At 48.2% G+C, this 24396-nt stretch carries 26 protein-coding genes and 2 pseudogenes; 13 read left to right on the top strand and 15 right to left on the bottom strand.

Annotation, left to right across the window (positions count from 1 at the left end):
- Positions 1–417: 417 nt before the first annotated feature.
- Positions 418–1071, bottom strand: a pseudogene (locus LBCZ_RS02485) (NAD(P)H-binding protein).
- Between the two features lie 175 nt (positions 1072–1246).
- Here LBCZ_RS02485 and LBCZ_RS02480 point away from each other — a divergent pair.
- The 3 genes from LBCZ_RS02480 to thiD all read left to right on the top strand — a co-directional run bounded on the left by LBCZ_RS02480 (position 1247) and on the right by thiD (position 4022).
- Positions 1247–2083: a hypothetical protein gene (locus tag LBCZ_RS02480; protein ID WP_025013225.1), complete on the top strand. Its 837-nt coding sequence runs from the start codon at positions 1247–1249 to the stop codon at positions 2081–2083.
- A complete protein-coding gene (locus LBCZ_RS02475) occupies positions 2076–3137 on the top strand; it encodes a hypothetical protein (RefSeq protein WP_025013224.1) in 1062 nt (353 codons plus the stop codon). The genes LBCZ_RS02480 and LBCZ_RS02475 overlap by 8 nt, the downstream gene beginning before the upstream one ends.
- A 63-nt stretch (positions 3138–3200) precedes the next feature.
- Positions 3201–4022 carry a bifunctional hydroxymethylpyrimidine kinase/phosphomethylpyrimidine kinase gene (gene thiD / locus LBCZ_RS02470; protein ID WP_025013223.1) on the top strand — a complete coding sequence of 274 codons (822 nt, stop codon included), beginning with the start codon at positions 3201–3203 and terminating at the stop codon, positions 4020–4022.
- 104 nt (positions 4023–4126) lie between these two features.
- Here thiD and LBCZ_RS02465 read toward each other — a convergent pair whose 3' ends face one another.
- The 7 genes from LBCZ_RS02465 to mutY form a co-directional block, all read right to left on the bottom strand.
- Positions 4127–4759 (bottom strand): hypothetical protein, encoded by a 633-nt coding sequence (locus tag LBCZ_RS02465; RefSeq protein ID WP_025013222.1) that lies wholly within the window; start codon positions 4757–4759, stop codon positions 4127–4129.
- A gap of 176 nt (positions 4760–4935) precedes the next feature.
- Positions 4936–5211, bottom strand: a complete 276-nt coding sequence (locus tag LBCZ_RS02460) for a type II toxin-antitoxin system RelB/DinJ family antitoxin (RefSeq protein ID WP_025013221.1) — start codon at positions 5209–5211, stop codon at positions 4936–4938.
- A 224-nt stretch (positions 5212–5435) separates the two neighbouring features.
- Complete coding sequence (locus LBCZ_RS02455) at positions 5436–5960, bottom strand: HdeD family acid-resistance protein (RefSeq protein ID WP_025013220.1); 525 nt, start codon at positions 5958–5960, stop codon at positions 5436–5438.
- A gap of 78 nt (positions 5961–6038) precedes the next feature.
- A complete protein-coding gene (locus tag LBCZ_RS02450; protein WP_025013219.1) occupies positions 6039–6218 on the bottom strand; it encodes a hypothetical protein in 180 nt (59 codons plus the stop codon).
- Positions 6215–6883, bottom strand: a complete 669-nt coding sequence (locus tag LBCZ_RS02445) for an NAD(P)H-dependent oxidoreductase (protein WP_025013218.1) — start codon at positions 6881–6883, stop codon at positions 6215–6217. Before LBCZ_RS02445 ends, LBCZ_RS02450 begins: the two co-directional genes overlap by 4 nt.
- A complete protein-coding gene (locus LBCZ_RS02440) occupies positions 6880–7671 on the bottom strand; it encodes an alpha/beta hydrolase (protein WP_025013217.1) in 792 nt (263 codons plus the stop codon). The genes LBCZ_RS02445 and LBCZ_RS02440 overlap by 4 nt, the downstream gene beginning before the upstream one ends.
- A gap of 114 nt (positions 7672–7785) precedes the next feature.
- A complete protein-coding gene (mutY, locus tag LBCZ_RS02435) occupies positions 7786–8901 on the bottom strand; it encodes an A/G-specific adenine glycosylase (RefSeq protein WP_025013216.1) in 1116 nt (371 codons plus the stop codon).
- 207 nt (positions 8902–9108) lie between these two features.
- Between mutY and LBCZ_RS16675 the strand changes: the two are divergent.
- Positions 9109–9335, top strand: a pseudogene (locus LBCZ_RS16675) (hypothetical protein).
- On the opposite strand, the gene LBCZ_RS02430 reads toward LBCZ_RS16675, so the two are convergent.
- The 5 genes from LBCZ_RS02430 to LBCZ_RS02410 all read right to left on the bottom strand — a co-directional run bounded on the left by LBCZ_RS02430 (position 9329) and on the right by LBCZ_RS02410 (position 15184).
- Positions 9329–9805, bottom strand: coding sequence for an Hsp20/alpha crystallin family protein (locus LBCZ_RS02430; RefSeq protein ID WP_025013215.1), 477 nt, complete (start codon positions 9803–9805; stop codon positions 9329–9331). The pseudogene LBCZ_RS16675 and the gene LBCZ_RS02430 overlap by 7 nt on opposite strands.
- Before the next feature lie 377 nt (positions 9806–10182).
- Positions 10183–10326, bottom strand: coding sequence for a hypothetical protein (locus LBCZ_RS16025; protein WP_005684115.1), 144 nt, complete (start codon positions 10324–10326; stop codon positions 10183–10185).
- 158 nt (positions 10327–10484) lie between these two features.
- Positions 10485–10814, bottom strand: a complete 330-nt coding sequence (locus tag LBCZ_RS02420) for a helix-turn-helix transcriptional regulator (RefSeq protein WP_025013214.1) — start codon at positions 10812–10814, stop codon at positions 10485–10487.
- A 123-nt stretch (positions 10815–10937) separates the two neighbouring features.
- Positions 10938–14063 (bottom strand): AAA family ATPase, encoded by a 3126-nt coding sequence (locus LBCZ_RS02415; protein ID WP_025013213.1) that lies wholly within the window; start codon positions 14061–14063, stop codon positions 10938–10940.
- Positions 14060–15184, bottom strand: coding sequence for an exonuclease SbcCD subunit D (locus LBCZ_RS02410; protein WP_025013212.1), 1125 nt, complete (start codon positions 15182–15184; stop codon positions 14060–14062). The genes LBCZ_RS02415 and LBCZ_RS02410 overlap by 4 nt, the downstream gene beginning before the upstream one ends.
- 65 nt (positions 15185–15249) lie before the next feature.
- Here LBCZ_RS02410 and LBCZ_RS02405 point away from each other — a divergent pair, with 65 nt between their 5' ends.
- From LBCZ_RS02405 to LBCZ_RS02365, 9 genes are all read left to right on the top strand, one after another.
- Positions 15250–15876, top strand: coding sequence for an HAD family hydrolase (locus tag LBCZ_RS02405; protein ID WP_025013211.1), 627 nt, complete (start codon positions 15250–15252; stop codon positions 15874–15876).
- 499 nt (positions 15877–16375) lie between these two features.
- Positions 16376–17140 (top strand): DeoR/GlpR family DNA-binding transcription regulator, encoded by a 765-nt coding sequence (locus LBCZ_RS02400; protein ID WP_025013210.1) that lies wholly within the window; start codon positions 16376–16378, stop codon positions 17138–17140.
- Positions 17141–17284: 144 nt separating this feature from the next.
- Positions 17285–17713, top strand: coding sequence for a galactose-6-phosphate isomerase subunit LacA (gene lacA, locus LBCZ_RS02395; protein WP_010493495.1), 429 nt, complete (start codon positions 17285–17287; stop codon positions 17711–17713).
- Between the two features lie 45 nt (positions 17714–17758).
- Positions 17759–18277, top strand: a complete 519-nt coding sequence (lacB, locus tag LBCZ_RS02390; RefSeq protein ID WP_025013209.1) for a galactose-6-phosphate isomerase subunit LacB — start codon at positions 17759–17761, stop codon at positions 18275–18277.
- A gap of 57 nt (positions 18278–18334) precedes the next feature.
- Positions 18335–19336: a tagatose-bisphosphate aldolase gene (locus tag LBCZ_RS02385; RefSeq protein ID WP_025013208.1), complete on the top strand. Its 1002-nt coding sequence runs from the start codon at positions 18335–18337 to the stop codon at positions 19334–19336.
- 126 nt (positions 19337–19462) lie between these two features.
- Positions 19463–20401, top strand: coding sequence for a tagatose-6-phosphate kinase (gene lacC / locus LBCZ_RS02380; RefSeq protein ID WP_025013207.1), 939 nt, complete (start codon positions 19463–19465; stop codon positions 20399–20401).
- Between the two features lie 20 nt (positions 20402–20421).
- Positions 20422–21102, top strand: a complete 681-nt coding sequence (locus LBCZ_RS02375; RefSeq protein WP_025013206.1) for a DUF4867 family protein — start codon at positions 20422–20424, stop codon at positions 21100–21102.
- A gap of 82 nt (positions 21103–21184) precedes the next feature.
- The gene (locus LBCZ_RS02370) at positions 21185–22210 is read left to right on the top strand and encodes a serine hydrolase domain-containing protein (protein WP_025013205.1); all 1026 of its coding nucleotides are present in this window, start codon (positions 21185–21187) and stop codon (positions 22208–22210) included.
- Positions 22211–22330: 120 nt separating this feature from the next.
- Positions 22331–23098 (top strand): sulfite exporter TauE/SafE family protein, encoded by a 768-nt coding sequence (locus LBCZ_RS02365; RefSeq protein WP_025013204.1) that lies wholly within the window; start codon positions 22331–22333, stop codon positions 23096–23098.
- A 247-nt stretch (positions 23099–23345) separates the two neighbouring features.
- Here LBCZ_RS02365 and LBCZ_RS02360 read toward each other — a convergent pair whose 3' ends face one another.
- Both LBCZ_RS02360 and LBCZ_RS02355 read right to left on the bottom strand, forming a co-directional pair.
- Positions 23346–23825 carry a hypothetical protein gene (locus LBCZ_RS02360; RefSeq protein ID WP_025013203.1) on the bottom strand — a complete coding sequence of 160 codons (480 nt, stop codon included), beginning with the start codon at positions 23823–23825 and terminating at the stop codon, positions 23346–23348.
- A 113-nt stretch (positions 23826–23938) separates the two neighbouring features.
- The gene (locus LBCZ_RS02355; RefSeq protein WP_025013202.1) at positions 23939–24367 is read right to left on the bottom strand and encodes a PTS sugar transporter subunit IIA; all 429 of its coding nucleotides are present in this window, start codon (positions 24365–24367) and stop codon (positions 23939–23941) included.
- Between the last annotated feature and the right edge of the window lie 29 nt (positions 24368–24396).

Raw genomic sequence — 24396 nt, 5'->3', positions numbered from 1 at the left:
CACTGACACGGAAACCCCGCGCACCCCCAATGCGTGGGGCTTTTTTTATGTGAGCGCGAACCAGCGCGATTAGAAGCCGGAGTGTAAGTGGCCTTGGGCGTGATGGCGGTCTTTGCCATTGCGACCAAGGTCCTTATGTGCAGGTTTCTGGGCTGGTGAGCGCGTTATAGAACACGAAACTCTGACGACATACTTGCCCATAATAGAAAGCATTCCCCCGTTAACGCTGCTTCAACCATTCGAAGCCTTTACAAGCAGCCCCTACACCAGCAACCGCCTTGCAGAACACAACAGTCCCCCTACATACTTACAAACCAAAAAACACGACTCCCGCCCGATGACCAGCCACACCATATGGCCAACCATCGAACCAAGGATCGTGTTTTGTTTTACTCACCCAAACAACCAACCACACCATCACGCATCCGCATCACGCACCGTAATCCGATCCTGCAGCGCAGTCGGCCGTTCCAGTTGATCAAGAATCGCCAATGCCATATTCCCTGTGGTAATGTGGCTCTGTCCATCTTCGCCAACCAACAAGGTATCCTTACCGGCAACATAACTCGTGGCCGGCCCAGTCGGAAACGCCTCGCTCGCTGAAATCCCGATCCAGTTAACGTTATCGGTCATCTGTAAGAAGCGATATTCATAATACTGATATTTAGCGCCGTCATACCACGGCTGGCTTGCAGCACTCTCAGGAAAATCAAGAATCATGGGATGATCCGCACCTGGCATCGACAGACTTGCGCTACCCAAAATGAAAACCGCTAAAGTATCCGTATTCCGTAACAAACTAATCAGGTGGGTCGTAAAGTCCAAATGCAAATACCCGCGACCGGATCCCCACGGTACACTCAGCGCATCCACAACGGCATCAACGTTATCTTAATCGGCTTCCGTCAATTCAAGCGGCGCCTTCACCAATGTCGGGACATTTTGCCCAAGTCGACTGGCCGCTTTTTGCGTATCCCGAACGACTGCCAACACCTCATGGCCACGCCGCTGCGCCTCGGCAACGATCGCGCTCCCAGCCCGGCCAGTCGCACCTAAAACAGCTATTTTCATCTTCCTACCTCATTTCGTTTACGCTTACCAACCAGATTTGATTTCATTCTAGCATGCATTTGATGAAAGCGGCTGATTCAACCTTCTCTGTGGCAAAAATGAGAATAAAACTTCCTTATATGCCTGTTTATGCGGTACACTTAAAATAACCGGATAGAATGTGAGAGGATATTAAATGTCAATCGAAACGAGTCTAACTTACCAAAAAAAATTCTTCAGTGATTTTACCGATGCCTGGCATAAAAAATCACGTTATCGCTTATATCAGGGAATCGATGCAACCGCCGAAAACTTGCGGCTAGACATCGAAGAAGCCCCTGGTTACATCTTAGCCTACGACAAAAGCGCCCAAGCCGAGTTGCACGACTTTTTACAAATCGGGTTCATTGATTTTTTGCGTCAGCACATCCCTTTTTTTGAGGTCAACGACCAAGGAACCGTCTATTTTGGTAACTGGTACCACCGTCGTGACTTCGGTCATATCAATGTTATTTTACGCGCTATCACCCAGTCGACCGATGAGCAGCGCAAAATTCTGCCGCAATTAGAAGCCTTTTCCGCTGATCCTGATCATTATTTAGATCGACAACTAGACGCGATGCGCAAGGAAGTGTATCGCGATGTTGATTCGCTGCACACGCAAATCGATAATCTCGAAGCCGAAGTTGCGCCGGAACGCGACCAGCCCACACAAGGCGGCAGCGGATTCCGGGGGTTGCTGAAGAACTTCATCGATCCAAACGACGACGATGATCCGGCACCGACATCCCGAACCTCAGCCGCAGACGCTTCACAACTCAAAGCCCGCTTTGACAAAGAAAAGCTGGCCGCTGATGACACCTTCGACAAGCGCAAACGTGAACTGGAAGTTTCTGCAGCCATCACGCGCTATGAATATCAGGCCGTCATGAATACTTACAGTTCCGTTGCTGAATTTGAAAATGTCCTTGCCAATCTAAAGGACGATTTCATGCAGTCATTAAAGCTTGAAGGAGGCCGCACGAATGCTTAATCTGAATGACACACATCTGGCTGCCTTAATTGCTAAGCCCTTATCTGTTTCCCAATTACGGCAACAAATTAGTACCGCTTATCAAACCGAAACCGACCGTCTGGCTGATTCCCCACTATGGGGCGCCAATGACGACGCTTTGACGGCATTATTAGCCAGCTACACCGGCCTCATGCGCGATAAGCTCTATCAGACGTTGCAAAACATGGCGTCAATTCCGGCCAACTTTTTGCAAACGTTGTGGTTCAAAGATACAACGACCGATTCACAGCACAGCGAAATCACTCTCATTCAGGCAACCGAAAACGACAATAACACCTTATTGACGATTGTGAATCCTTTAAGCGCCGATGCGACGCTCAAAGCGGTCAATCTGCCAACCTTATTGCAGATAACCGCAAGCGACAGCCATGCGTTGCCGTACGATGACGATGAAGTCAAGGCACTTTCTGCGTTGACCAAGGCACTTAACCAAGGTGGCTACCAGTTCTCATCAATTGATGAAACAGTTTTACAACCTGTCAACGGGCTACACTTTAAGACCCGTTTTGACAACCTCAAGCCATTAGTTGCCAAAAAGACGGTTGTCAAAGCAGGCGCCTTTAGCATTAATGTCACCTTAGATCTTGAAAGCAAAGTGCTCGATTATCAGATTCTGGATGAGGACGGCCACGATTGGAAAGATCTGGGTTCGGAAGATGTGAAAAGTGATCGCTTCGAATGGGCATCGACGACAATTCCGGAAGAACTGGTCAATCACCATCTCAAATTAGTCGTGCGGGTTGCTGCCGGCAATAACTCTCCTGCTTTAGACGAACTATTTGTCATTGCGTCAAACAATGCGATTTTAATGCGGCAAGGCAAACAAAAAGGTGTCTACGAATTACCGCTGCCAAATCAAAAACTCTTTACAGTTCTGATTGATCCTGATAATAATATGGTTTATCTGAAGTATCCGGATCCGGAAACTCAGGTAATTGAATTAAACCGGCAATATCCGTTTATTGGCGAATGGCTCAAAGCCGTGTTGCCGCAGAAACGGGCGTTTAATTAAGGTTAATCATCACAAATCAAGCAGCTTAACGTGTTCGCTCACAATTTGTTGGGAGGTTTTTCCATGGCTAATGAATTTCCGCAAGTAATGACGATTGGCGGTACGGATAGCGACGGCAGTGCCGGCGTTCAAGCCGATTTGCATAGTTTCTTTATGCGCGGTGTGTATGGTGCTACCGTTTTGACCGCTGCTATTGCCGGCAACTCCTATGGCATTCAGGACAGCATGGTGATGCCATTGCCGTTTATTGATGCCCAGTTCAAGTCCTTGGCCGCTGACCTGAAGATCCGCGCGGCCAAAACCGGGATGTTGGCTGATCGCGCTTTGGTACAGGACATTATCAAGAACTGGCAGCAATATGATTTTGGCGCGTTGGTAGTTGACCCAGTCATTATCACCAAACACGGTGCCATGTTACTGGAACAAGACGCGTACGACGCCGTCAAAAATGATCTCATCCCGCTGGCAACTGTTGTGACGCCGAATCACTACGAAGCCGAGCACCTGACCGGCATGAAGCTTGATACGGACGCCAACATCGAGGCAGCCGCGCATCAACTGCAAGATTCCGGAGCTAAGAATGTTGTTCTAAAAGGCGCACACGATAATCCTGAGCAAAAAGAAGTTCGCGACTTCGTGTTGCTGGAAAGCGGCAAAACCTTCTGGCTGAGCGAACCTTACCACAATACCGATCGGGTCAACGGCACCGGCGATACACTGTCGGCCGTCATTACCGCCGAAATCGGTAAGGGTAACACGATCGAAGACGCCATTCGCATTGCCAAACGCTTTACGAACCAGGCGATCGGTCATCCCATTGCCGTTGGTCACCAATATGGTCCGATTAATCACTGGGCCAATCAGATCGTTTATCCGCAAAAATGATCAAAACGCAGAATGGCAAAACAAAATCGGTGCAGGAAACTCAAACAGTTTCCTGCACCGATTTTAGTTTGGCCACCTTAACCGTTTAATACCACAATTATCGATTAGTTATAGACGACATGCTCTTCATCAATCTGTCCAAAGTTTTCGTCTAACGCCACTCGCAAAAGGACAGGTGCTGTTTTCGAATACCCCGCCACATATACTTCACGATGACGATCATTGTACTTCGGCACCAGCTGATTGTCCGCAATCGTTGTTTGAATCCGCTTCAAAGCAGCTGCGCTATCGTCCAGCGGCGTGTCACTGAAACTCTGAATCTCAAAGCCTTCTGCCAATTGTTCAAAATGCAGCTGTTTAGCGATGGCAGGATCAAAATCAAGTTGCGCCAAGGCATCCGTAAATTGTGCCTTTTCAATAAACAACGGTTGTTTGAGCCATATCCGGAAAACATGGCGATTGCTGATTTTGTCACCGCCTGACCAAACTGCCTGCAACGGATAAGGCCGGTATGCCTTAAAATTCGGAATCTTGATGCCAACGTTAGGACCTTCGCTGATTTGCTTGGCTACTGCCGTAACCGCCGCTGCTAAATCGGTGAATGTTGCATCGGCCAACCGATTCGGTGCAACCCCCATCGCCGTGATATAACTCCGAGTGGTTAATTTAACAAAACTTGGTGTTGCCGAACGTGAATATTCGTCCTGTTCGACTTCCTCCCAATTGAATTCACTCATTTTATTGTCCCCTCTCTGTAAGCGCTCATCACATTCCTGCCACAGAGTTTAGCGATGTTGGCGGTGAAACACAATTAATTTGTCTGGGGATTGAGTTAGTGCGGTTTTGGTTGCTAGTGAAACAAAAAGTAAAAAGCGCCTCTTATTTCGCGTAAGCACACGATTGACCTCAATCATTAGTCCTCATTTTCCGATAGCTGACGAGAATGGATACCCTGATTGTTGGCGACCTTTTTGAAACGGCGATTAAGTTCCGCCTGATTAGCTTCACTATAAAATGGATCCTTGATCTCAAAAGGAAATCCACCTTCATCAATACTCTTCTTGATGAAAATGTTTATAGCTGTTGCTAAATCAAGGCCTAGACTTTCAAATATTCCTGCAGCTCGCTGCTGATCGGCTTGGCTAACCTTAACCGCGATGGTCACTTTCTTTTTCCCACTATCTTGCAAACCTTCACCTCCACGTTGTTCCCCCTGATACACATACACTGCACAATGCTTATTAGACTACAATAACAAATGCCAATCGTAAGTGATACTGAGTTGATGAAGAATTCTGTTTGTGAGCAATACGCACCCCGATCATGCATGTGCATGCCACAATGGCTAATAAATTCTGATCGTAAACAAAAAGTCGCGGACATCATGATCCGCGACTTTTCTACGCATAGGTTTTATTTTTGCTTACTACCAAACAACTGCAGAATCCCCATCACAACCAGCAATCCGCCAAACAGCGAGAAGACCATCATCACAGTTCTGAATGGGTTAATCACCATGATCGCCCCGATAATGATGAGGGCAACCCCATAGACGACAGTTGGCCACGGTGCGACATTTACATATTGCTGCTGATGACGGGCGCTCATAATTTTATTGATGCCATAAACGATCAACACGATGCCGATGATAAACGGCCCCATGCTCATCAGTGGCATGACAATCGCCGGTAATAGCAGGGCTACTAACAGATAGACGATGCCTGTAAAAAGCGATGTGCTATAAGTTCCGGAACGTTTTTTAGCCGAAAAACCGTCGACCAGCTTGGGAATGGCTGCAACTATCAAAACTGCGGCCACGATCCATAGAAAACTATGATAAACCTGATTGGGTTCAATTAAAATCCAAGCTCCGATCAGAATCATAAGCAGGCCGCGTAACCACGACCACCGTTGAAGACGATCAAACATTGCTTGCATATATCCGATGCTCCCTTGTTTTGCTGCTTAAAGCATAGCATATTGCCCGGCAATGCCCCTCCGTCGTCAGACCGAACTTTACCACTGTTCATGATTCCAGCTGCGACCGTCGATTTCTGCTTCCAGTTGTTCGCGGCGCTCGGCTTGTTGCGCGACAAAGGTCTGCAAAGCCGCAAAGAACGCCGCCTTTTCATAAGATACGGCGTCTTTTTCATGCTGGGCAGCCGCGTTAATCAGCCATTGTTCGTCGGTAGTCACTCAGACTCACCTGCCTTCAACTCATGCAGTGTCAAACGCAAGCGGTCGATTTCATCGGTTTGTGTAGCCAGTTGGTCAGCTAACATGGTCGTCTTGGGGTCTTCCTGCAGCCGATTGATAAACCACTGCGCCTGCGCTTCAAAGTTATCAGGATGCTGCAACGTCAAATATTGCTGATAGTGGATCAGTAATTGCTGGTGTTCCGTATCATTTTGGTTGGCGAATCGGGCAATGGCCAATGGCGCCAACAGCCGCAAGCCGGTCTTTTCTGCCAACGCGGCATAAGGTGCCAAAAATTGGCTCAAACTAAACCCTACCTGGCCGCCAAGTTGATACGCCGATTCCGGTTGGCTAAAGCTCACCACGAGACCCAACGACTTTCCTTTCAAAAGGCCACCATGTGCATCATAAACGAATTGCTTCACCCAAACTTCTGTCAACCACTGATGCAAGCTTGCCGGCGCCATGTACCAATACAACGGAAACTGCAAGACAATCCGGTCAGCTTCCTGAATCATTTGCTGCTCGGCGGCGACATCAAACGGCAAGTTCGCATCTAAATGGTGCCACACAACTTGCGACAAAGAAGCGGCACTGGCTTTTAGAAACTGCTGTGTGTCGCTTTTTTCAATATTCGGATGGCTAACAACCACTAATGTCTTCAATTTGACCCCTTCAGTAAATGTTGCGCCAAGAATGCGACTGTCTCCGGCCACGCTTCGGCAAGATAACCTTCTGCATGCTGGCCGCCGGGGATGACCTGCAATGTCACCGGCACGCCCAACGTCGCAGCCGCCTGGCCAAGCTGATAGATGCCGCTCACCGGAATAATCTCTTCTTGTGAATTAGCCAGATACATCGGACCGGCCTGCGCTGTCAAGCGTTCAAACGGTTCGACTTGCGGAAACTTGGTCTCATCTGCATCCACATAATTCAAAATGAACCACTTGTAAAATGGATCATTCCGGCCACCTTGGTCAATTTTAGCGCTCGCGGTGTTCACAAAATCGGTTTTGGTATCAGGTTGCGCCACGACGTTTGGATGCGCCGCAAACCACTGTTGAATGTCAAAAATCCCCGACCATGAAACCATCGGCACGCCTTCAGCCAAGCCAACGTCAACCGATAGAGAACCACCGGCACTCGATCCGAACACGCCGAGCTTTTTTGTTTCGGCATGATCACGCAACCACGAAAAAGCCGCTAAAACATCATCCCGCGCTGCCGGGAAAAAGGCTTCCGGCGCTAATCGATAGTTCGGAACGGCAACCGCATAGCCAAGCGCCGCGAAACGTTCGGCCATACTGCCTTCCTTGTTCTTTTCACCGCGAAACCAACCGCCGCCATGAATATCAAGAATCGCGGCACCATTTGGTTTGTCCGGCTCATAGAAATCGAGTTTCTGTAAAGGAGCATCGCCATAAGCAATATCTTTGGTGACTTTAAATGTCAAAATAATCGCCTCTCAATCATCACGATGACCACAGTATAACGCCCTTTTCTATAAAACAGCTAAAAATTGGCCCGCTTCAGCTTGCTGCGAAGCTTGACATAAACGGCCCGAAATCTAATCCCAATCACCCAGTCCTAACGCCTGATTCAACTTCTTCTGGACGGTTGGCAGTGCTATTTTGCCAAAATCCTTAGGCGCCACCCAACGTGCAGGGATAAACTTCAGCTCCTCGGCCTTGGCATCGGCCCCGATTAACGTCATCTGCCAGCGTTGGTGGGTAAACGTATGCTGAACCTGTTTGACGCCAAGATCGGCGAAAGTTAAGGCCAAGCCTGATGATGCGGCAAAAATCCGGCTCACTTCATCTAGTTGATCGCTCATCATGGTTGCTTCGAGATCTGCCATATCAATCAATGGAAACATCCATAGATCTGCCAACATCCCGGTACTAGGACGCTGTTCGAACAAATAACCGGCATCAGAGCGCACGACCAAAGCAAAATAGCGATGCACAACTGGTCGCGGTTTTTTCGTTTTAACCGGATAATCTGCCACAACGCCATCGCGATAACTTGCATCAAAGTCACGCACAGGCGAGTGCTCGGGATCCGGGTGACTGGCGGACATATAGCTTGAACCCAGATCCATCACGGCTTGATTGAAATCACCAGGACGATCTTTGGGGATTAATGGGCGAATCAGATCGTAAAACACTTGGCGCGTTTGCGGCCGTGCAATATCGGCATCTACTTTGAACAAGCGGGCAAATACCCGAAACGCATTGCCGTCAATGGCGGGCACAACTTCGCCAAAACTAATGGAAGCAATCGCGCCGGCTGTATAAGGGCCGATGCCAGCCAATGTTTGTAACTCGGCTGACGTCTGCGGCCATTTTCCGCCATAATCGTTCACAATTTGTTTCGCTGCCTGCTGTAGGCGCCGTGCCCGTGAATAATAACCTAAACCTTCCCAAGCCTTCAAAACTGTGGCTTCCGGCGCCGCGGCTAGTGCCTCGACAGTTGGAAATTGTGTCATGAAGCGTTCGTAATACGGAATGACTGTCTGCACTTGCGTCTGTTGGAGCATTAATTCGCTCACCATCACATGATAAGGGTCGTGGTCTTGCCGCCACGGTAGCGTTCGCGCGTGTCCGTCATACCAATCTAAAAGTGCATGTTGAAATGCCGCTACTTTTTCTGGCGGCCAATCCATTAATTTGTTGTTTGTCATCATAGAAGTTAGCTTACCATGGAGTTTGGTGTTGGAAAACTGTTTGGTGGCTTGATCGGGATTGTTCTATTTGAGGCAATTGAATGGCTGACTTTCGCGTTCTATAACGCGCTCGCCAGCCCAGAAACCTGCGTGTAAGGACCTTGGACGCAATGGCAAAGACCGCCATCACGCCCAAGACCACTTACACTCCGGTTTCTAAGCGGGCTGGCTTACGCTCACAAAAAAATCACCCCTACGATCATACGTATCGCAGAGGTGATTCCTTTTTACGGTTCAATGATCACTGCAACTGCTGCAATTCTCATCGATTCGTTTTGCTTACTACTGGGTTTTGCCCATCAACGACAGTGGTGCCGCTTCTGATCATGCTTGCAATGCAGTTCGTGAGTCTTGAGCCGCCTGACGACAAACACTACTCAATCCATTACTGAATTTCAATGTTGTGACCAGACTCCTTTGATTCAGTCAACTTTGGGCATGTGATGTTAAGAACACCATCTTTGTAGTTTGCCTTGATGTTGCTGTCATCAACGTTTGGCAGTTGATAGCTCCGACTCATCGTGCCATAGCTGCGTTCGGACATCATGACGTTGCCGCTCTTGTCGGCGTGATCTGTGATGTCATCCTTGTGAACATTGATGCTCAAAATACCATCATGGTAGTTCAACTTGATGTTGTTCTTATCGATCCCAGGAACATCAACATGAACTTCGTAAGCGTCCTTGGTCTCCTTAACGTCAGTCAGCAATCCGTTGACGGCCGTGCTGGCAATGGAAGGAGTTGCCCAATCCATCCAGTCAGATACCGGGCCGAAGAACCGACGCGCCAAGTTGTCAAAGAACGGATCATTAACATCATTCATCAACTCATTATTACGACGATTCATAACTTCATTAGCCATAACAGATAACTTCCTTTCAATCAGAGACTTTGGGGATTCAGGAGAACGATCTTAGCTCCGGAGCCTTTGTTCCTTCTCCCTCGCTCCACCTATAGTTATACCACAAATTAGCACTTGTGAACGCCGAGTGCTAAAGTTTTTTGAAAAAATTTTGGTTAGCGGTTGTTGTTAGGTGTCATTATTGTATTTTCAGCTTGTGTATTTACCTATACCTTTGTTGGATCGAAGTGCCTGTATTTTTGGCGGCAAGTGATCTTGGCGGCGTTCGGTGTTGGTTCTATTGTCTGTAAACATAGTTTGGACTGTTGTTTTCTATAACGCGCTCAAAAAAAGACCCTAAACAATTTCTTGTTTAGGATCCGTGACTTAGCTAAAAATTAGTTTTCATTTTCAAGGCGTTCTGCTTCTTCGTCAATCGTTTCGAAACCTGACTTCTTAGGTTTCTTTTCAGGATGTTCTTGGCGCTCCTTTTCGACCTTAGCGATCAAAGCTTTCTTCTGTTCTTTGCTCAATGATGCCATGTGATGTCGCCTCTTTTTGGTGTGAGTTAGAAGGTTTGACCCTTTCAACTTCTGTTATACCACTTAAATGGCACCTTGACACACCAAATTTTAATCTGATCACCGACTCAGGAGAAGAACAAATGAATTTTTGGCCTTCTAGCATATGTTTTTCAAGCTTAATTCTTTTGGGGTTTCGCCCACTCAAACCGTTTAACCTGAGCAAGGTCATCGGTCTCAGCCTGTGACAACCGATAATTAAAGTCAAGCTGTAAAAGCCATCTAGCACTAAGACCAGTGGCTTGCTCAATTTTCCGCGCAACATTGATGCTCATATACGCATGCCGATTCAAAATAAATGAGAGCTGCTTTTGTGAAACGTCAATGTGCTCTGCAAACTCAGACTGCGTAATATTGTGATACGCCATCAATTCCTTCAGCGCATCAGCTGCCGAAGTCGTTGGCACAATGTTCATAGGTACTGAATCATTAAAGTCTACTTCAAACATAAATCCCCCTGTTAATGAGCATGTTCAGTGCTTGCAAAAATACCAATCGTTTCACTGAACATTACCATATGGGTATATTCCTATCAAGTAAAACTTTTGTCGCACCGCGCTCAACATCCTTAACTAAGCCATATGCAACACTTTCAGCCGACTGCGCCCAGTGCCTGCCGGTTGTACCTGGAGTTGATCGGGAATATTATCGCGTAATTCCGTGACGTGAGAAATAATCCCGATCAGCCGCGATTCGCCTTCCAACGACTCAAGGGCGTTCATGGCCACATCAAGGCTATTGGTGTCCAAACTGCCGAATCCTTCATCAACAAACAACGCATCAATGTTGATGCCGCCACTTTCCTGTTGAATCACCTCGCCTAATGCTAGCGCCAGACTAAGGGCTGCGATGAAGCTTTCACCGCCGGATAGCGTCTGAACCGCGCGCTGTTCGCCAACCTGATCATCATAAACATCGATTTCCAAACCGGAATGAATTTTCTGCGTACCCAGATCGGTGTGCAGCACAAACTGATAGCGCTGATTTGATAGAACCTGCAGCCGCGTGTTGGCGACGTCCAGAATTTGTTGAAGATAGGCTTGCAGAACATACCGCTCCAAACTCAGCTTCTTCGGCCCATTGCCGTTCATCACTGTTGTCAACGTCTGTAAGTCAGCATATGCAACCAAAGCAGCTTGATTTTTTGCTAAAATGTCCGCAGCCTGCTTCAACAGCTTCTTGGCCGTGTCATGCGCCTGCTGCACTTCAATCAATGCGGTCTGGGCCTTGGTTGCTGCAGCTTCCGTCGAAGCAGCCTGTTCTTCAAGTTGATCAAGCGCTGGCTCGGACTGATCGCCAATGGTTTTATTGCTGGATTCCAATAACGTCTTTTGCTTCAAAACCGCATCCTTATAATCTTGAGTCTGTTGCTGCAAAATCGGCAACTGATCCAACTGTTCTTTTAGTGCAGTAAATTGTTTGGACCCATCTGCACCAAAATATTCTGTTACTGCTTGTAAAAAGGCCGCCGCTGCTTCCTGATGGTCCTTTTCCAGTTTGGCAATTTGCTCTGTGGCGTGGCGCTCATCAGCATGTAGTCCAGCCAGCTGGCGATCCAAGTCGCTTACTTTGTCTTGTGCGGCTTGGCGGTTTTTCTGATAGGTGTCAACCGCTTGGGTCAGTTCCGCTGACTGTGCGGTCACAGTTGCCAAATCGCTGGTCCCTTCAGGCAGCGCCGCTTGCATCGTTGTCAGCGCACTCGTAGCCGTAGCGGCCTCAAGTTTGGCAGTATTAACTGCATCTTGAGCGGCTTGAACCTTGTCCGTATCCTTCGTGACAGCGGTTTGCACCGATTTCAATGCTGTCTCAAGCGCTGTTTGTTTTGCCTCGGCCACTGCCAGCTTCTTCACGATTTTAGTAGTCTCAGCTTCAAACGCATCCAATTGAGCTAAAATATCGGCATTGTCAGCACTAGAACTCATGAGATTTGACTGCTGGGCCAGTTTTTCCACAAAGTCACGTTGGGCAACACTAGCTTTTCGGGTCGCCGTTGCCTGTTGCTCTTCAAGATTTTTAAGCTGCGTTTGAAGAGTTGTTTCTTTTGCCGCAGCCTGCTGACGCGCTTGTTCCGCCTGCTTAATGGCCGCCTCGGTTACCAATGGTTCGGTCGTGGCAACGGCTGGGTGGGGATGCTTGAGACTGCCGCATACCGGACAAGGTGTCCCTGGTTCCAGCCTAGCCGCCAGCCGGGCAATTTGCTGTTTAATTTGGGTTTGTTGCAGGTCATTTAGTTGTTGCGCTGTCGTTTTGCTGGTCTGTGTCGCTTTTTCCAACGAAGCTTTAACTTTTGCTAACTTTTCTCCAAAAGTAATGGCATCTTTTTGCGCTTCCTGGTAGTTCGCCGCAATTGGTGTCAGGATCGCCAATAACTGTTTATGTTCGGCTGCTTGATTTGCTAAGTCGGTCACTGACAAGTCGGCTAATTCAGTCTGCTTCTGGGTAAGGGTCTGTTGATCGTCTGCTAGTCTTTGCTGTGCCTGCGCCAGTGCAGCGCTTGCTTTCGTGACCGCATTTGTTCGGACTGCTACCTGCTGTTTTTGCGCGGTCATGTTGACAAGTTGTTCGCGAACCGCCTGCAGCTGATCAAGCTGTTTTTGCTTCGCGTTGATCGCCGTCTCTTGTTGCTGCAGCTCGGCTAAGCTTGCTTTAGCCTGATCCATGGACTGTTGGATCGTCACCAAAGTTGCCTGGGTCTGCGTTGCTTGCTTCCGCGCGGCTGTCAAGTCCTGGGCTGTGGTTTCGACCCGTTGCGCAGCGGCTTCATGTTGCTGAACCCAGGTTAATTGAGCCATGCGTTTCAGTCGGTCTTGTTGAGCCGGTTCCTGCTCAGCGAGTTCCGTCAGGGCAGCGGTGGTCTGTTCGCGATCTTTGAACGCTTGCGCCAACTGTCTGCCTGCTTGAAGCGCTGCCTGTGCAACCTGATAGGCATGATGACTGCTATCGGCAGCTTTTTGTCGTGCCGCAACTGTCACCGCTTGTTTTTCGACATTTTCCCGCATCAAGTCCAACTTGTCCGCTGGGGTGGCATTTTCATCCGGCTCAACTTCAAAGTCAAATTGGGATGTCAGCAAGTTGAGCATGCGTTCCTGATCCTGAATTTCCGCGCCCTGCTCTTTGGTTTTGGCTAACATCGCTGTCTGCCAGCGCTGAATGAGCTGCGTGCCAAATAAATCACGTAGTAAATCTTCCTTAGCATTGCTGTCCGCATCCAAAAAGTGCCGAAAATCACCTTGAGGCAATAGCACAATCTGGCGAAACTGTTTGGCATCCAGATGCAAAACCGCATCTAACTGCGCCTGCACCTGATTCTTCTTGGTATATTCCGCTACCTGCTTATCGCCATCCGCGATCGCCAGCACGACCTTAGCCTTAACCTCGGTAAGCCCATCCCCGCGCTTTTTTTGTTGCAACTGTTGCGGCTGCCGCGTGACCGAGTAATGTTTGCCATCATGTTCAAACGTCAACGTCACTTTCGTCAAATCATGATGGCTGGCAAAATTCGACCGCATCTGAACGCCATCCCGCTCGCCAGAAGTTTCGCCATACAAGGCATACACCAGCGCGTCAAAAATGGTGGTTTTCCCGCTACCGGTCGGACCGCTGATCAGAAACAAGGGGCTGGTCTGAAAATCATCAAAATCAACGGTCTCATCTGCATATGGGCCAAAAAACTGCATGTGTAATTGTTTTAGTTTCATTGCTTCTGCTCGCTTTCTGCCGCGGCAAGACCGGCTTTTGCCCACTTCAGTTGATCAGCCGTCAGCTCGGTTTGCATCAGTTCTTCATAGAAAGCCTTCAACAAGCTGACCGGATCCAGATCACGTTGCCGCTGTTGTAATGGCTTCACTGCCTGGACGCCATTTTCGCGGCGTAAGCTGATGATGCGTGGATAAATCTGCCGCAACTGAGCCATCACATTGGGAATCACCTGGGTATCGGTTAAATCAACCCCGATGTAGGCATCTCGATCCTGCTTTTGGTAATACACCGGATCGGTCAAATCAGCATAGCTGGCTTTTAATTCCAGTAAGTCATGCTGTGGCTTCAGCGGCACAAATTCCCGCTGCATCGTTTCGGTGTCGACAATATAAACACCTTTCTCCTGCTTCGCCTCGCCGTCTGCATACTTCAGCAACGCGCCGCTGTATTGAATTTTCGGCTCGCCATGCAGCGCATTGTGATTATGTAAATGTCCCAGCGCAACATAATCAAACGCCGCCAAATCATCGATCGGTACCGCGTCCAAGCCGCCGACATTCACCTTCGTTTCTGAAGCGCTATGGTCACTGCCAGCCGCAAAGAAATGACTCACTAAAATATGCCGCATGTTCGGTTTGAACAGCGTCTTCATCTTGGTAACGATCGGCCGAATCGCCTGCGCGACGTTCGTAATGGTCTGATCATGAAAATAATCGCGCACCGCAAACGGCTCAAAATACGGCAGCAGGAAAAATTGAACGCCATCCAGCTCAATCGGCGTGAATGCTTCGGCTAACTGCGTATTAACAAACATTTGGGTGGCGGAAAACCAGGAACGGCCCGTCCGCAAACGCACCGCCGAATCGTGGTTGCCCGAGATCACCAACAACGGGTAATGCAAGTCGCGATTCAACTTCACGAGCATCTGGTCCAGCACCGCCACCGCTGCTTCGCTCGGCAGTGCCCGATCATATAAATCGCCGGCAATCACGATGGCGTCTACCTGTTGCGCCTGCGCAACCGCCACCAGCTGTTCAAAAACCGCCTGTTGGTCTGCTAATAAGTCAAAATCATTTAATTTTTTGCCAATATGCCAATCGGCTGTGTGTAAGAATCGCATTTGACCGCCTTTCTTTGTTACCGCTTACTTGCTACAATAATATTGGTTGTTTAGGAGGAAAATTTATGAACACGTTTATCTTTGATATCGATGGAACCTTACTCGATAATGTGGAGGGTTATCTTTACGGTTTACAGAAAACGCTGCGGCGGCACGGTCGCAAGGTCCCTATCCAGGATCTGACTTGGACCAATGGCCGTGCAGGCGTTGATAGCTTGAAAGAACTAGGCTTCAGCGATGAAGAAGTTCCCGTGGTTCACGAAGAGTGGCGGGAAGATTCAAAGGCTTTCTTGACTGACGTTAGCTGGTTTCCTAATATGCAAGCCGTTCTTAAACAGCTAGGTCGGCAATATAAACTCGGTCTTGTCACATCAAAAGATAAACCGCAGTTTCTTGAAGAGGACAAGAAATATCACTTCAGTCCTTATTTTCAGACGGTAGTTGTCGCTGGTGAAGCCAAACGCAACAAGCCATTTGGCGATCCGATTACATTGGCTCGCGAACGTCTAGGTGGCAACCCAGAAACAACGGTCTATATCGGCGATACCTCGACCGATGCCCAAGCAGCTGCCAACGCGAATGTCGCTTTTGCACTCGCTGGGTGGACAACGCCGCCTTCACCAGCTGTCGCCCCACGCATCGCCGTCTTGCAGCGAGCTGACGATTTGCTGAAGCTTCCGGACTTAGGATAGACGGTTGTTTCTATTATATACTACGCATTTGTTACGCTAACATCATTTTAAAAGGCCCAAAAAATGGACATAAAATCGATCACTACTATATATGAACTTTTGGAAAAGCCGACCCGCGACAAACTTTGTCCGTAGGGTTCGACTTTTCTTTGGCTTTATCAACTGATTGGTGCAGCAGATGACGCACATTCTCCTTCACCAGAAAAGTTCATTTTTAAATGGCTTCTAGCCTATCGCAGCCGTATGCCAAGCAGGAATTACTCGAACGGTATATACCGAACGTTAAAATCTGTTATATTCTGTTCACTTTTTCGTGCAATTTGTGAGCTTATTCAGGTAATAACCAATTTCTTAAAGATTCAAACAAGTCGTCAAAACCATATAGCCAACGGAAAACATTGTCATTATGAGCTTGACGAATGATGTCCCCGGTGGTAACTTAAAACTGTAATAAGGAACAAAAACAAACAACAACGAACAGATCATGTGAGGTGATTCAATGTTAAAAGACGAGCGCTTGCTGACAATCCGTAACTTAGTGGATCGCAAGGGGATTGTGACCGTTAACGAAATTGGTGATAGTTTAGGTGTTTCAACCATGACCGTGCGCCGGGATCTGGAAGAGCTCGCCGATCGAAATGAGTTAATCCGTATTCACGGCGGTGCCCAAAGCACGCATTTTAAGCCGCTAACCGAATTATCCCGAAACGAGAAGCGATCCATTCATGTCAACGAAAAACGCAAAATTGCTGCGACCATCGCAAACATCATTACGTCAGGAGATACGGTGTACATCGGCCCCGGCACGACCATGGAACTCATTTCCCAGTACCTCAAAAAACCGGAAGTACGCATTATTACCAATAGCCTTCCTGTTTTTCAGAGTTTTCAGGATCGTGCAGATTATTTTTCACTGAAACTGATTGGTGGGCAGCTGCGAGAGCGCTCCGGTGCTTTCATTGGCAGCTTGGCTAATGAGATGTTAGCTCACCTCACGACTACCAAGGCGTTTATCAGTGTCAACGGGATTGCCGACAACCATATCAGCAATGCCAGTCCTGAAGAGGGGCAGACCCAGCGGATTGCCCTCAACAATGCCGGCATGAAGTTTGTTGCTGCGGATCATTTTAAACTGAATCGGCAAGATTTTTACAGCTTCTATGACCTCGATCAGACTGATGGCCTCATCACGGATGATGGTATCAGCGCTGACGATAAGCAGCATTTTAGCGAGTATACCTCTGTTATCGTAGGAAAATCATAACGCGTTCGCTGGCACAGAAGCCTGCGTATAAGAGCCTGGGTCGCAATGGCCAAAGCCCGGCCATCACACGCCCAAGGCCACTTATAGTCCGGCTCCTAACCGTGCCAGCTCACGCTCACAAACAAAGAAGGAGAATAGTATATCATGGATGTCATTATTGGTGCAGACAAAGACGGATTTGCAATGAAGGAACAGGTTAAGAAGTATTTGGAGGATCATCAGTATCAAGTTGCTGATGTAACCCCTGAACCTGCTGAAGATTTTGTTGAATCTGCTTTGGCAGTTACAAAGAAGTTGCTGAACGGCGACGCTCACAAAGCGATTATGTTCGACCGCTATGGCGTTGGCTCAGCTATGGCTTCTAATAAGGTTAAGGGTATGGTCACTGCCGTTGTTCAAGAAGAAAACACGGCGCACATGACCGCTGAACACAATGGCGCCAAGGCAATTGCGATCGGTACCGGCATCACCGGCCCTGATCGTGCCATTGCGATCGTTCAACGTTACCTCGACACCGAATATGCTGGCGGCCGTCATCAGATTCGGTTAGATATGTTGGAAAAAATGATCTAAGTTACGTCTCCGTTTATTTAAGCCAAGAAAGGAAGTTTCATCCTAATGATTATTGCAATCGGAAATGACCACATTGTCACCAATGAAAAAATCCAAGTCTCCAACATGCTGAAAGACATGGGCTACAAGGTAATTGATGAAGGTACCTATGACACGCACCGTACCCACTACCCAATTTATGGCAAACGCGTTGCCGAAGACGTTGCTGATGGGCGCGCAGATTTAGGTATCGTAATGTGCGGAACCGGCATCGGTATCTCAACTGCTGCCGATAAAAACGAAGGCGTCCGTGCCGCGATGGCCAATGACGCAACTTCAGCAGTTTATGCACGTGAACAATTGAATGCCAACGTGTTAGGCATTGGCGGTGCCGTTACCGGTATCCACTTGATTGAAGATACGGTTAAAGCTTTCCTTGACGCAACTTACAAGGAAACTCCGGAAAACAAGAAGATCATCGACAAGATTGACAAAATTGCTAAGCCTAACCCAGAACAAAAAGACAATCCGCACTTCTTCGATGCTGAACTCGAAAAGTGGGACGAAGGCGTTTATCACGATTAATTTGGCTTCATGAGCGTTAACGCGCTCACTAGCCCTTACTAATGGAGGAATTTTCATATGACTGTTACCCTTACTGCTGGTCAATTTAAGCACTTACAAAAACTTTCCGATGACAACAATGTTATCTCCGCTTTGGCCATTGACCAACGTGGTTCCCTGAAGAAAATGCTGGCAGCTGCTGCCAACAAACCGGCTGACGAAACTACGATTGTTGATTTCAAAAAAGCTGTATCTGAAGAATTAACCAAGTACGCTAGCTCCATTTTGCTGGATCCGGAATATGGCTTGCCAGCTGCAAAAGTTCGGGCACCTCAAGCCGGCCTGTTGCTTTCTTACGAAAAGACTGGCTACGATGCCACCGAACCTGGCCGCTTCCCTGATTTGATCGACAACCAGAGTGCCTTGCGCATCAAGAACGAAGGCGGCGACGCGGTCAAGTTCTTGCTGTACATTGATCCAGACGAACCAGACTCAATCAACGATCGCAAATATGCCTTCGTTGAACGTGTCGGTGCTGAAGCTAAGGCCAACGACCTGCCGCTGTTCCTTGAATTGGTCTCCTATGATGGCAAGACCAACGAAACCGGCACTGCTGCATGGGCCAAGGCCAAGCCAGAAAAGGTTATCAAGATCACCAAGGAATTCAGCAAGCCACAGTACAACGTTTCTGTCCTCAAAGTTGAAGTTCCGGTTGACCAGAAGTTTGTTGAAGGCTTTACTGATGAAGGTGTAACCCCAGTTTATACCAAGGAAGAAGCCGCTAAGTACTACAAGACGCAGTCCGATGCCACCGATCTGCCGTTTATTTTCCTTTCGGCAGGCGTTTCAAATGAATTATTCCTCGAAGAACTCAAATTCGCTAAGGAAGCAGGCTCAACCTTTAATGGTGTTCTCTGCGGTCGGGCAACCTGGAAGCCAGGCGTTAAGCCATTTGCTGCTGAAGGCGAAGCTGCCGGCAAGAAGTGGCTGGAAACCGAAGGCAAAGCTAACATCGATCGTTTGAACAAGGTTTTGGCTGAGACTGCCACCCCTTGGACGGACAAGGTTACTCACGATTAGTTCGTGTGTAGGCCATAAAAGCCGACTCCCCAGGGAATCGGCTTTTATTAAATGAACGACTGGCGGCAGTGCAGTGTTACGTTTGAATGAATGCACGCCAGCTCTCGCTCAGAAGGAGAAGAACAAATGATTTTAACCGTCACTTTAAACCCCTCAATCGACGTTTCCTACCCACTCGAACATCTTAAAATCGACACGGTGAATCGCGTCAAAAATGTTCGCAAGACCGCTGGCGGTAAGGGGCTGAATGTTTCCCGGGTAATTCACATGCTGGATCACGATCTTACTGCGACTGGCTTTATTGGCGGCTATTTTGGCAAATGGTTGGAGAATCAATTGGATCGCGATGGCATCGCCCATGATTTTCTGCCGATCGATGCGGAAACCCGTAGTTCCATCGCGATGCTTCATGATGGCGGCAAGCAAACCGAGATTCTTGAAGCCGGACCAACAATTACCCCTGAAGATGCACAAAAGTTTCTCGATCACTTTGACAAGTTGCTGGATCAGGCCGATCTGCTGACGATTTCCGGCTCCATGCCGCAAGGACTTCCGGAAGACTATTACACGCAAATGATCGCCCACGCCGGCGCCAAAAACGTTAAAGTCTTGCTTGATACATCCGGCGCTACTTTGAAGTCCGCACTCGAAGCGCCAGTGAAGCCCCTTTTGATCAAACCAAACGAAGAAGAACTTGCCGGCTTGCTTAACCGCGAAGTCGATAAAACCGATTATGCCGCGTTGAAACAAGACCTCCAGGATCCGATTTTTGATGGCGTTGATTGGATTGTCGTTTCCTTGGGATCGGCAGGCGCCTTTGTTAAGCATCAAGACAAGTTCTATCACGCCGCCATTCCTAAGATTCAGGTCGTCAATCCGGTTGGTTCTGGTGATTCAACCTTAGCCGGGCTCGCCATGGGCATTCACGATGGCAAGTCTGACGAAGACATTATGAAGACGGCGATGACCACTGGGATGCTCAACACGATGGAAGCAGAAACCGGCTTCGTCAACCCGGCGAAGTTCGATACCTATTTTGCCAAAGTCACGATTGAAAATTACTAATTTTGGAAAGAAGCCATCAAATGTCAACTTTTGAAAAGATTCAGCAGTTGAATCCAGATAAGCAGATTCATCAGCTAACGGATCCGGCGTTTGCCGATTACGGCGTCACTTACCCGCAATACGACGTCAGTGAGCTCAAAACGTTCATGGACCAAAACGTCAAGATTCCTGCCCCAACCGCAGCCAACCTCTATGTTCCGTCAAACCCGGACATGGAAAAGATTCCGGTTGTTCAGCAAATCGGCCGCGATGTTTTCGCTGGCCTGCCAATCGAAGCAGGCGAATGTGCTGGCCACGCCGAAGCTTTAACCGCCGTGGAATTCCACCAAGGCAGTGAAGTGAACGTCTTTTTCACAGATGTCGTCATGGTCATCGGCAAGCGCGGCCAAATGCACGCTGGCAAATTCAACGCGGAAAAGGATGCTAAACTGTTCTTCGTTCCAGCTGGCACCGTGGTTGAATTCTTCAGCGACACGTTGCACTACAGCCCATGTGAAGCCCATGCCAGTGGGTTCAAGTTTATCGTGATGCTGATCCGCGGCAGTAATCAACCCTTACCAGCTGATTACCACACTGACAACAAGCTGATCGTTAAACAAAATAAGTTCCAAGTCGTTCATGCCACCCGCACCGATAAAATCAAGCAAAGGATCCAAGTCGGCGTGACAGGCGAGCTCGTCAAAGTGGCACATCTAGATTAATCAATCATGGCCGACGACGCCGATGCCCCAACAAGCACAAGCTAAGACTCGACCGATCGTTCATTTTTGGAGGCGTTTATACATGGTAGAACTAGAATCAGTTAAAGATGAATCACCATTAAGTCGTTCCTTACAAACCGAACACTATAACGGCGCAGTCGCAGTGGTGACTGCCGACAAAGAGTTAGCAGCAGATTCGCAAGGCTTTGCCCATATCGATATGAAGGTTCCATTCGCATCACATACACTCAGCGGTGCCGGAACTGTCACGCAACAATTCTTTGGCGTTTTGCTCATGCAATTTGTCGAAAAAGGCGCGCTAAAACTGACCGACAAACTATCACAATACGTGCCTGAATATAAGCAAGCTGACAAAATCACCATCGGCCAGCTCGCCACGATGCAAAGTGGGATTCCCGATTACTTAACGCTCATGGCTGAACCATTCAAGGCGAACGCTCCGGCAACCTTACCAGGTGAGCGCCTAGCCTTACAAATCAACCAACACAATGCCGCGGACATGGATCTGGCCAAAGTCTTGGATGTCGTTGATGATCAACCGTTAGCCTTCAAGCCAGGTAGCCAGACTGCTTACAGCGCCACCAACGCCATTTTGCTAGGCGAAGTGCTTGATCGGCTCACTGAGGAACGCACGCTTGAAGCCATTTTGAAGGAAAGCATTTACGATCCTTTGGCTTTGACACATACCAAAATCGGCACCTCACACGCTTTTGCGGAAAGCTATCACTGGATTGCCGGCAACCCGAACCTCGCTGGTAAAGGTGACGAAAATCAGGCAGATCGCGGCTTAGTCACAACAGTCGACGATCTTGAAAAGTTTGCGCAAGCTGTGTTGAAAGGCAAGTTACTCAAAGCAGGAAGCTGGGAAACCATCTTCAAGGCTGCTGAAGGTGGCTACGGATTCGGCTGGCACAAGCTTGCTGACGGCTGGTTAGGCAACAGTGGCAGTGTCCTCGGTTATACCGGCTTACTCAGCATCAACCGCAAGCAGAAAAAGGCTGCGGTCGCCCTGACGAATGTTCTAAAGCCGCAAGCTGATATGACAGAATTCGTTGATAAAATTCAGCGGGCTGCACAAGAGCTTTAAACTTCATAGACAAGAAACCCCGGCTGAAGCCACCAACTTCAACCGGGGTTTTCTTGACATTCAGTACAATTTAGCGAGACACTGACAAAGAAAAAATTTGAAATCAGATGGGACGCAACCATGACATTTTGGTTATTCATTTACTTTATCGGCGCCGGCATCCTCGGTGGCTTATTGGCTTCGATTGCTGGCTTAGCTTCGTTGGTTTCCTACCCAGCACTCCTCATAGCCGGCATCCCGCCAGTCATTGCCAACGTAACCAATACAGCCGGACTCGTGCTCTCCGGTATCGGCGCAACCGCATCATCATCCCGCGAACTTCGTGGTGAAGGCAAACTGGTCACCGGCTTAACCGCCCTCACGCTAGCAGGCGGCATTCTAGGATCTGCACTTTTACTTATTGAACCGGCGTCCACATTCGAACACGTCGTCCCCTTCTTCATTCTGTCAGCCGGTGTTCTCCTCTTAGTCAGCGGACACCAAGCGGACCGGAAGAATGTACCTGCCTTACGCGATCAGAACAAGTTCGGCCTGATTTTAAAAGCTATCGGTCTCTTCTTGATCGGTGCCTACACCGGATACTTCGGTGCGGCAGGCGGCGTCATTATCCTCGCAATTTTAACGCTCAGCCTACCCCAAAGATTTGCAGTTCTCAACGCCTTCAAGAACGTCATGGCTTTCATGGCTAATGCAGTGGCGACAATTATTTACGCATGGACCGGTAAAATCGATTGGCTCGTCGTCCTCCCACTCGGTATCGGTTTTCTGATTGGCGGCTACTGTGGTCCGATCGTTGTGCGGCATGTTCCGGTTAAGTTACTTCGGATTTTAATTGCGTTTGCTGCGTTTGGGTTGGCGGTGGATTTGTTTGTGCAGGCTTATTTTTAGTTGATCCATTGAGCCAGCAATTAATTAAAATACGCTATTAGACTTAAGCCAGACGGAGGCGTTACAGGCAATCAGCATCAGATTCAGGAAAGATAGGTACTTTCACTTTTACAAGTTGATCCCTTCAAGCCTCAAAAGCCGCCACAAAGGAAACCATACGCAAACAGCTAATCCGCATAGACAGATTAGCTGTTTTTTCGTTCCATCTTACTGACAAACGCAGACCCCAAAGCATTGACTCAACCAGTCACACTTTAGCAGACTTTGGCTTCTTCTTATTCTGCATAAATTGCTTAACTGTCACGACTTTTCCCTGATTAAGTGGTTGAAGTTCTTCTCCAGAGAGCATCAGAGCATGGTTTTGCAATGATATCTGGTGACTTTCTGATTCCGACTCCTCATGTCCACCCCAATCATTTGTCATTAAAGCCTGCGAATTTGGATAGGTAAAAGTTGATAATTTTTCCGGCTTCAAGTCAATGACTGTTCCATCTTTGCGGAACGATCCCTCTTCTATTTTAAAGCTAGCAGGCGCTTGGGGATTTTCACTAACATTAGTGATATTGATGACGTAATGCCCACTGTTTTTTAAATTGATGACAGTGCTTGTCATACCGTGTCCTATGAAGAATGTTCCCAAATAGAAGTACTTACGTCGTTGGTAGAGCATAATGCCCATACCGGCCGCAATCATTGCTAAAACAAGAATCGAAATGTTAGTCGCCATATCATTCACCTCATGTAACTGATTCTACCATGCAAATTTGTAAGAAAAGGGGTGTGACTAGAAAGCCACGCCCCTTCCTCAATAACTGTATCTCCTAGATAAGTCAGCGACAACTAGATACCGTCATCAGAGCCAGTAGCCATATTGTCTGGCATATCCAGCGTAAACTTTTGCGTGCCTTGTTTTGATGCAGCAATAATCGCATCAGCATAGGCATCGGCATTGTCATAGTCACTGAATACAGATTCAAGTAACGACCCTAGGTTACAGCCAGAGACAACCGCCAATTGCGGATTTTTGCTTGCTAGAGTTGCCGCCACTTTATACGGGGTTCCGCCAGCTAAATCTGTAAAAAACAGTGTCGGCTTGGGATCAGATCCAAGAATCGTTTCAAACTTAGCTTGAAGTTGTTTATCACTCATACCTTCTGAAAAGTTTACGAACGACCAGTTGTCTGGAACGCTAGCCAGAAGATGTAGCGCACCTTTGAACCCATCGGCAAAAGTACCATGCCCGGTGACGATCACTTGAACTTTACTCAATGTCTAATTCCTCCTCAAATCATTTACTA

The sequence above is a fragment of the Lacticaseibacillus casei DSM 20011 = JCM 1134 = ATCC 393 genome, from assembly GCF_000829055.1.
Taxonomy (GTDB): Bacteria; Bacillota; Bacilli; order Lactobacillales; family Lactobacillaceae; genus Lacticaseibacillus; species Lacticaseibacillus casei.
This window is presented reverse-complemented; position numbering and strand designations above follow the sequence as displayed.

What these genes read in the sequence shown, in the direction of transcription:
- LBCZ_RS02480 (WP_025013225.1), top strand. Translation starts at nt 1,247, where the DNA reads ATGTCAATCGAAACGAGTCTAACTTACCAAAAAAAATTCTTCAGTGAT.
- LBCZ_RS02475 (WP_025013224.1), top strand. Translation starts at nt 2,076, where the DNA reads ATGCTTAATCTGAATGACACACATCTGGCTGCCTTAATTGCTAAGCCC.
- thiD (WP_025013223.1), top strand. Translation starts at nt 3,201, where the DNA reads ATGGCTAATGAATTTCCGCAAGTAATGACGATTGGCGGTACGGATAGC.
- LBCZ_RS02465 (WP_025013222.1), bottom strand. Translation starts at nt 4,759, where the DNA reads ATGAGTGAATTCAATTGGGAGGAAGTCGAACAGGACGAATATTCACGT.
- LBCZ_RS02455 (WP_025013220.1), bottom strand. Translation starts at nt 5,960, where the DNA reads ATGCAAGCAATGTTTGATCGTCTTCAACGGTGGTCGTGGTTACGCGGC.
- mutY (WP_025013216.1), bottom strand. Translation starts at nt 8,901, where the DNA reads ATGACAAACAACAAATTAATGGATTGGCCGCCAGAAAAAGTAGCGGCA.
- LBCZ_RS02430 (WP_025013215.1), bottom strand. Translation starts at nt 9,805, where the DNA reads ATGGCTAATGAAGTTATGAATCGTCGTAATAATGAGTTGATGAATGAT.
- LBCZ_RS16025 (WP_005684115.1), bottom strand. Translation starts at nt 10,326, where the DNA reads ATGGCATCATTGAGCAAAGAACAGAAGAAAGCTTTGATCGCTAAGGTC.
- LBCZ_RS02420 (WP_025013214.1), bottom strand. Translation starts at nt 10,814, where the DNA reads ATGTTTGAAGTAGACTTTAATGATTCAGTACCTATGAACATTGTGCCA.
- LBCZ_RS02415 (WP_025013213.1), bottom strand. Translation starts at nt 14,063, where the DNA reads ATGAAACTAAAACAATTACACATGCAGTTTTTTGGCCCATATGCAGAT.
- LBCZ_RS02410 (WP_025013212.1), bottom strand. Translation starts at nt 15,184, where the DNA reads ATGCGATTCTTACACACAGCCGATTGGCATATTGGCAAAAAATTAAAT.
- LBCZ_RS02405 (WP_025013211.1), top strand. Translation starts at nt 15,250, where the DNA reads ATGAACACGTTTATCTTTGATATCGATGGAACCTTACTCGATAATGTG.
- LBCZ_RS02400 (WP_025013210.1), top strand. Translation starts at nt 16,376, where the DNA reads ATGTTAAAAGACGAGCGCTTGCTGACAATCCGTAACTTAGTGGATCGC.
- lacA (WP_010493495.1), top strand. Translation starts at nt 17,285, where the DNA reads ATGGATGTCATTATTGGTGCAGACAAAGACGGATTTGCAATGAAGGAA.
- lacB (WP_025013209.1), top strand. Translation starts at nt 17,759, where the DNA reads ATGATTATTGCAATCGGAAATGACCACATTGTCACCAATGAAAAAATC.
- LBCZ_RS02385 (WP_025013208.1), top strand. Translation starts at nt 18,335, where the DNA reads ATGACTGTTACCCTTACTGCTGGTCAATTTAAGCACTTACAAAAACTT.
- lacC (WP_025013207.1), top strand. Translation starts at nt 19,463, where the DNA reads ATGATTTTAACCGTCACTTTAAACCCCTCAATCGACGTTTCCTACCCA.
- LBCZ_RS02375 (WP_025013206.1), top strand. Translation starts at nt 20,422, where the DNA reads ATGTCAACTTTTGAAAAGATTCAGCAGTTGAATCCAGATAAGCAGATT.
- LBCZ_RS02370 (WP_025013205.1), top strand. Translation starts at nt 21,185, where the DNA reads ATGGTAGAACTAGAATCAGTTAAAGATGAATCACCATTAAGTCGTTCC.
- LBCZ_RS02365 (WP_025013204.1), top strand. Translation starts at nt 22,331, where the DNA reads ATGACATTTTGGTTATTCATTTACTTTATCGGCGCCGGCATCCTCGGT.
- LBCZ_RS02360 (WP_025013203.1), bottom strand. Translation starts at nt 23,825, where the DNA reads ATGGCGACTAACATTTCGATTCTTGTTTTAGCAATGATTGCGGCCGGT.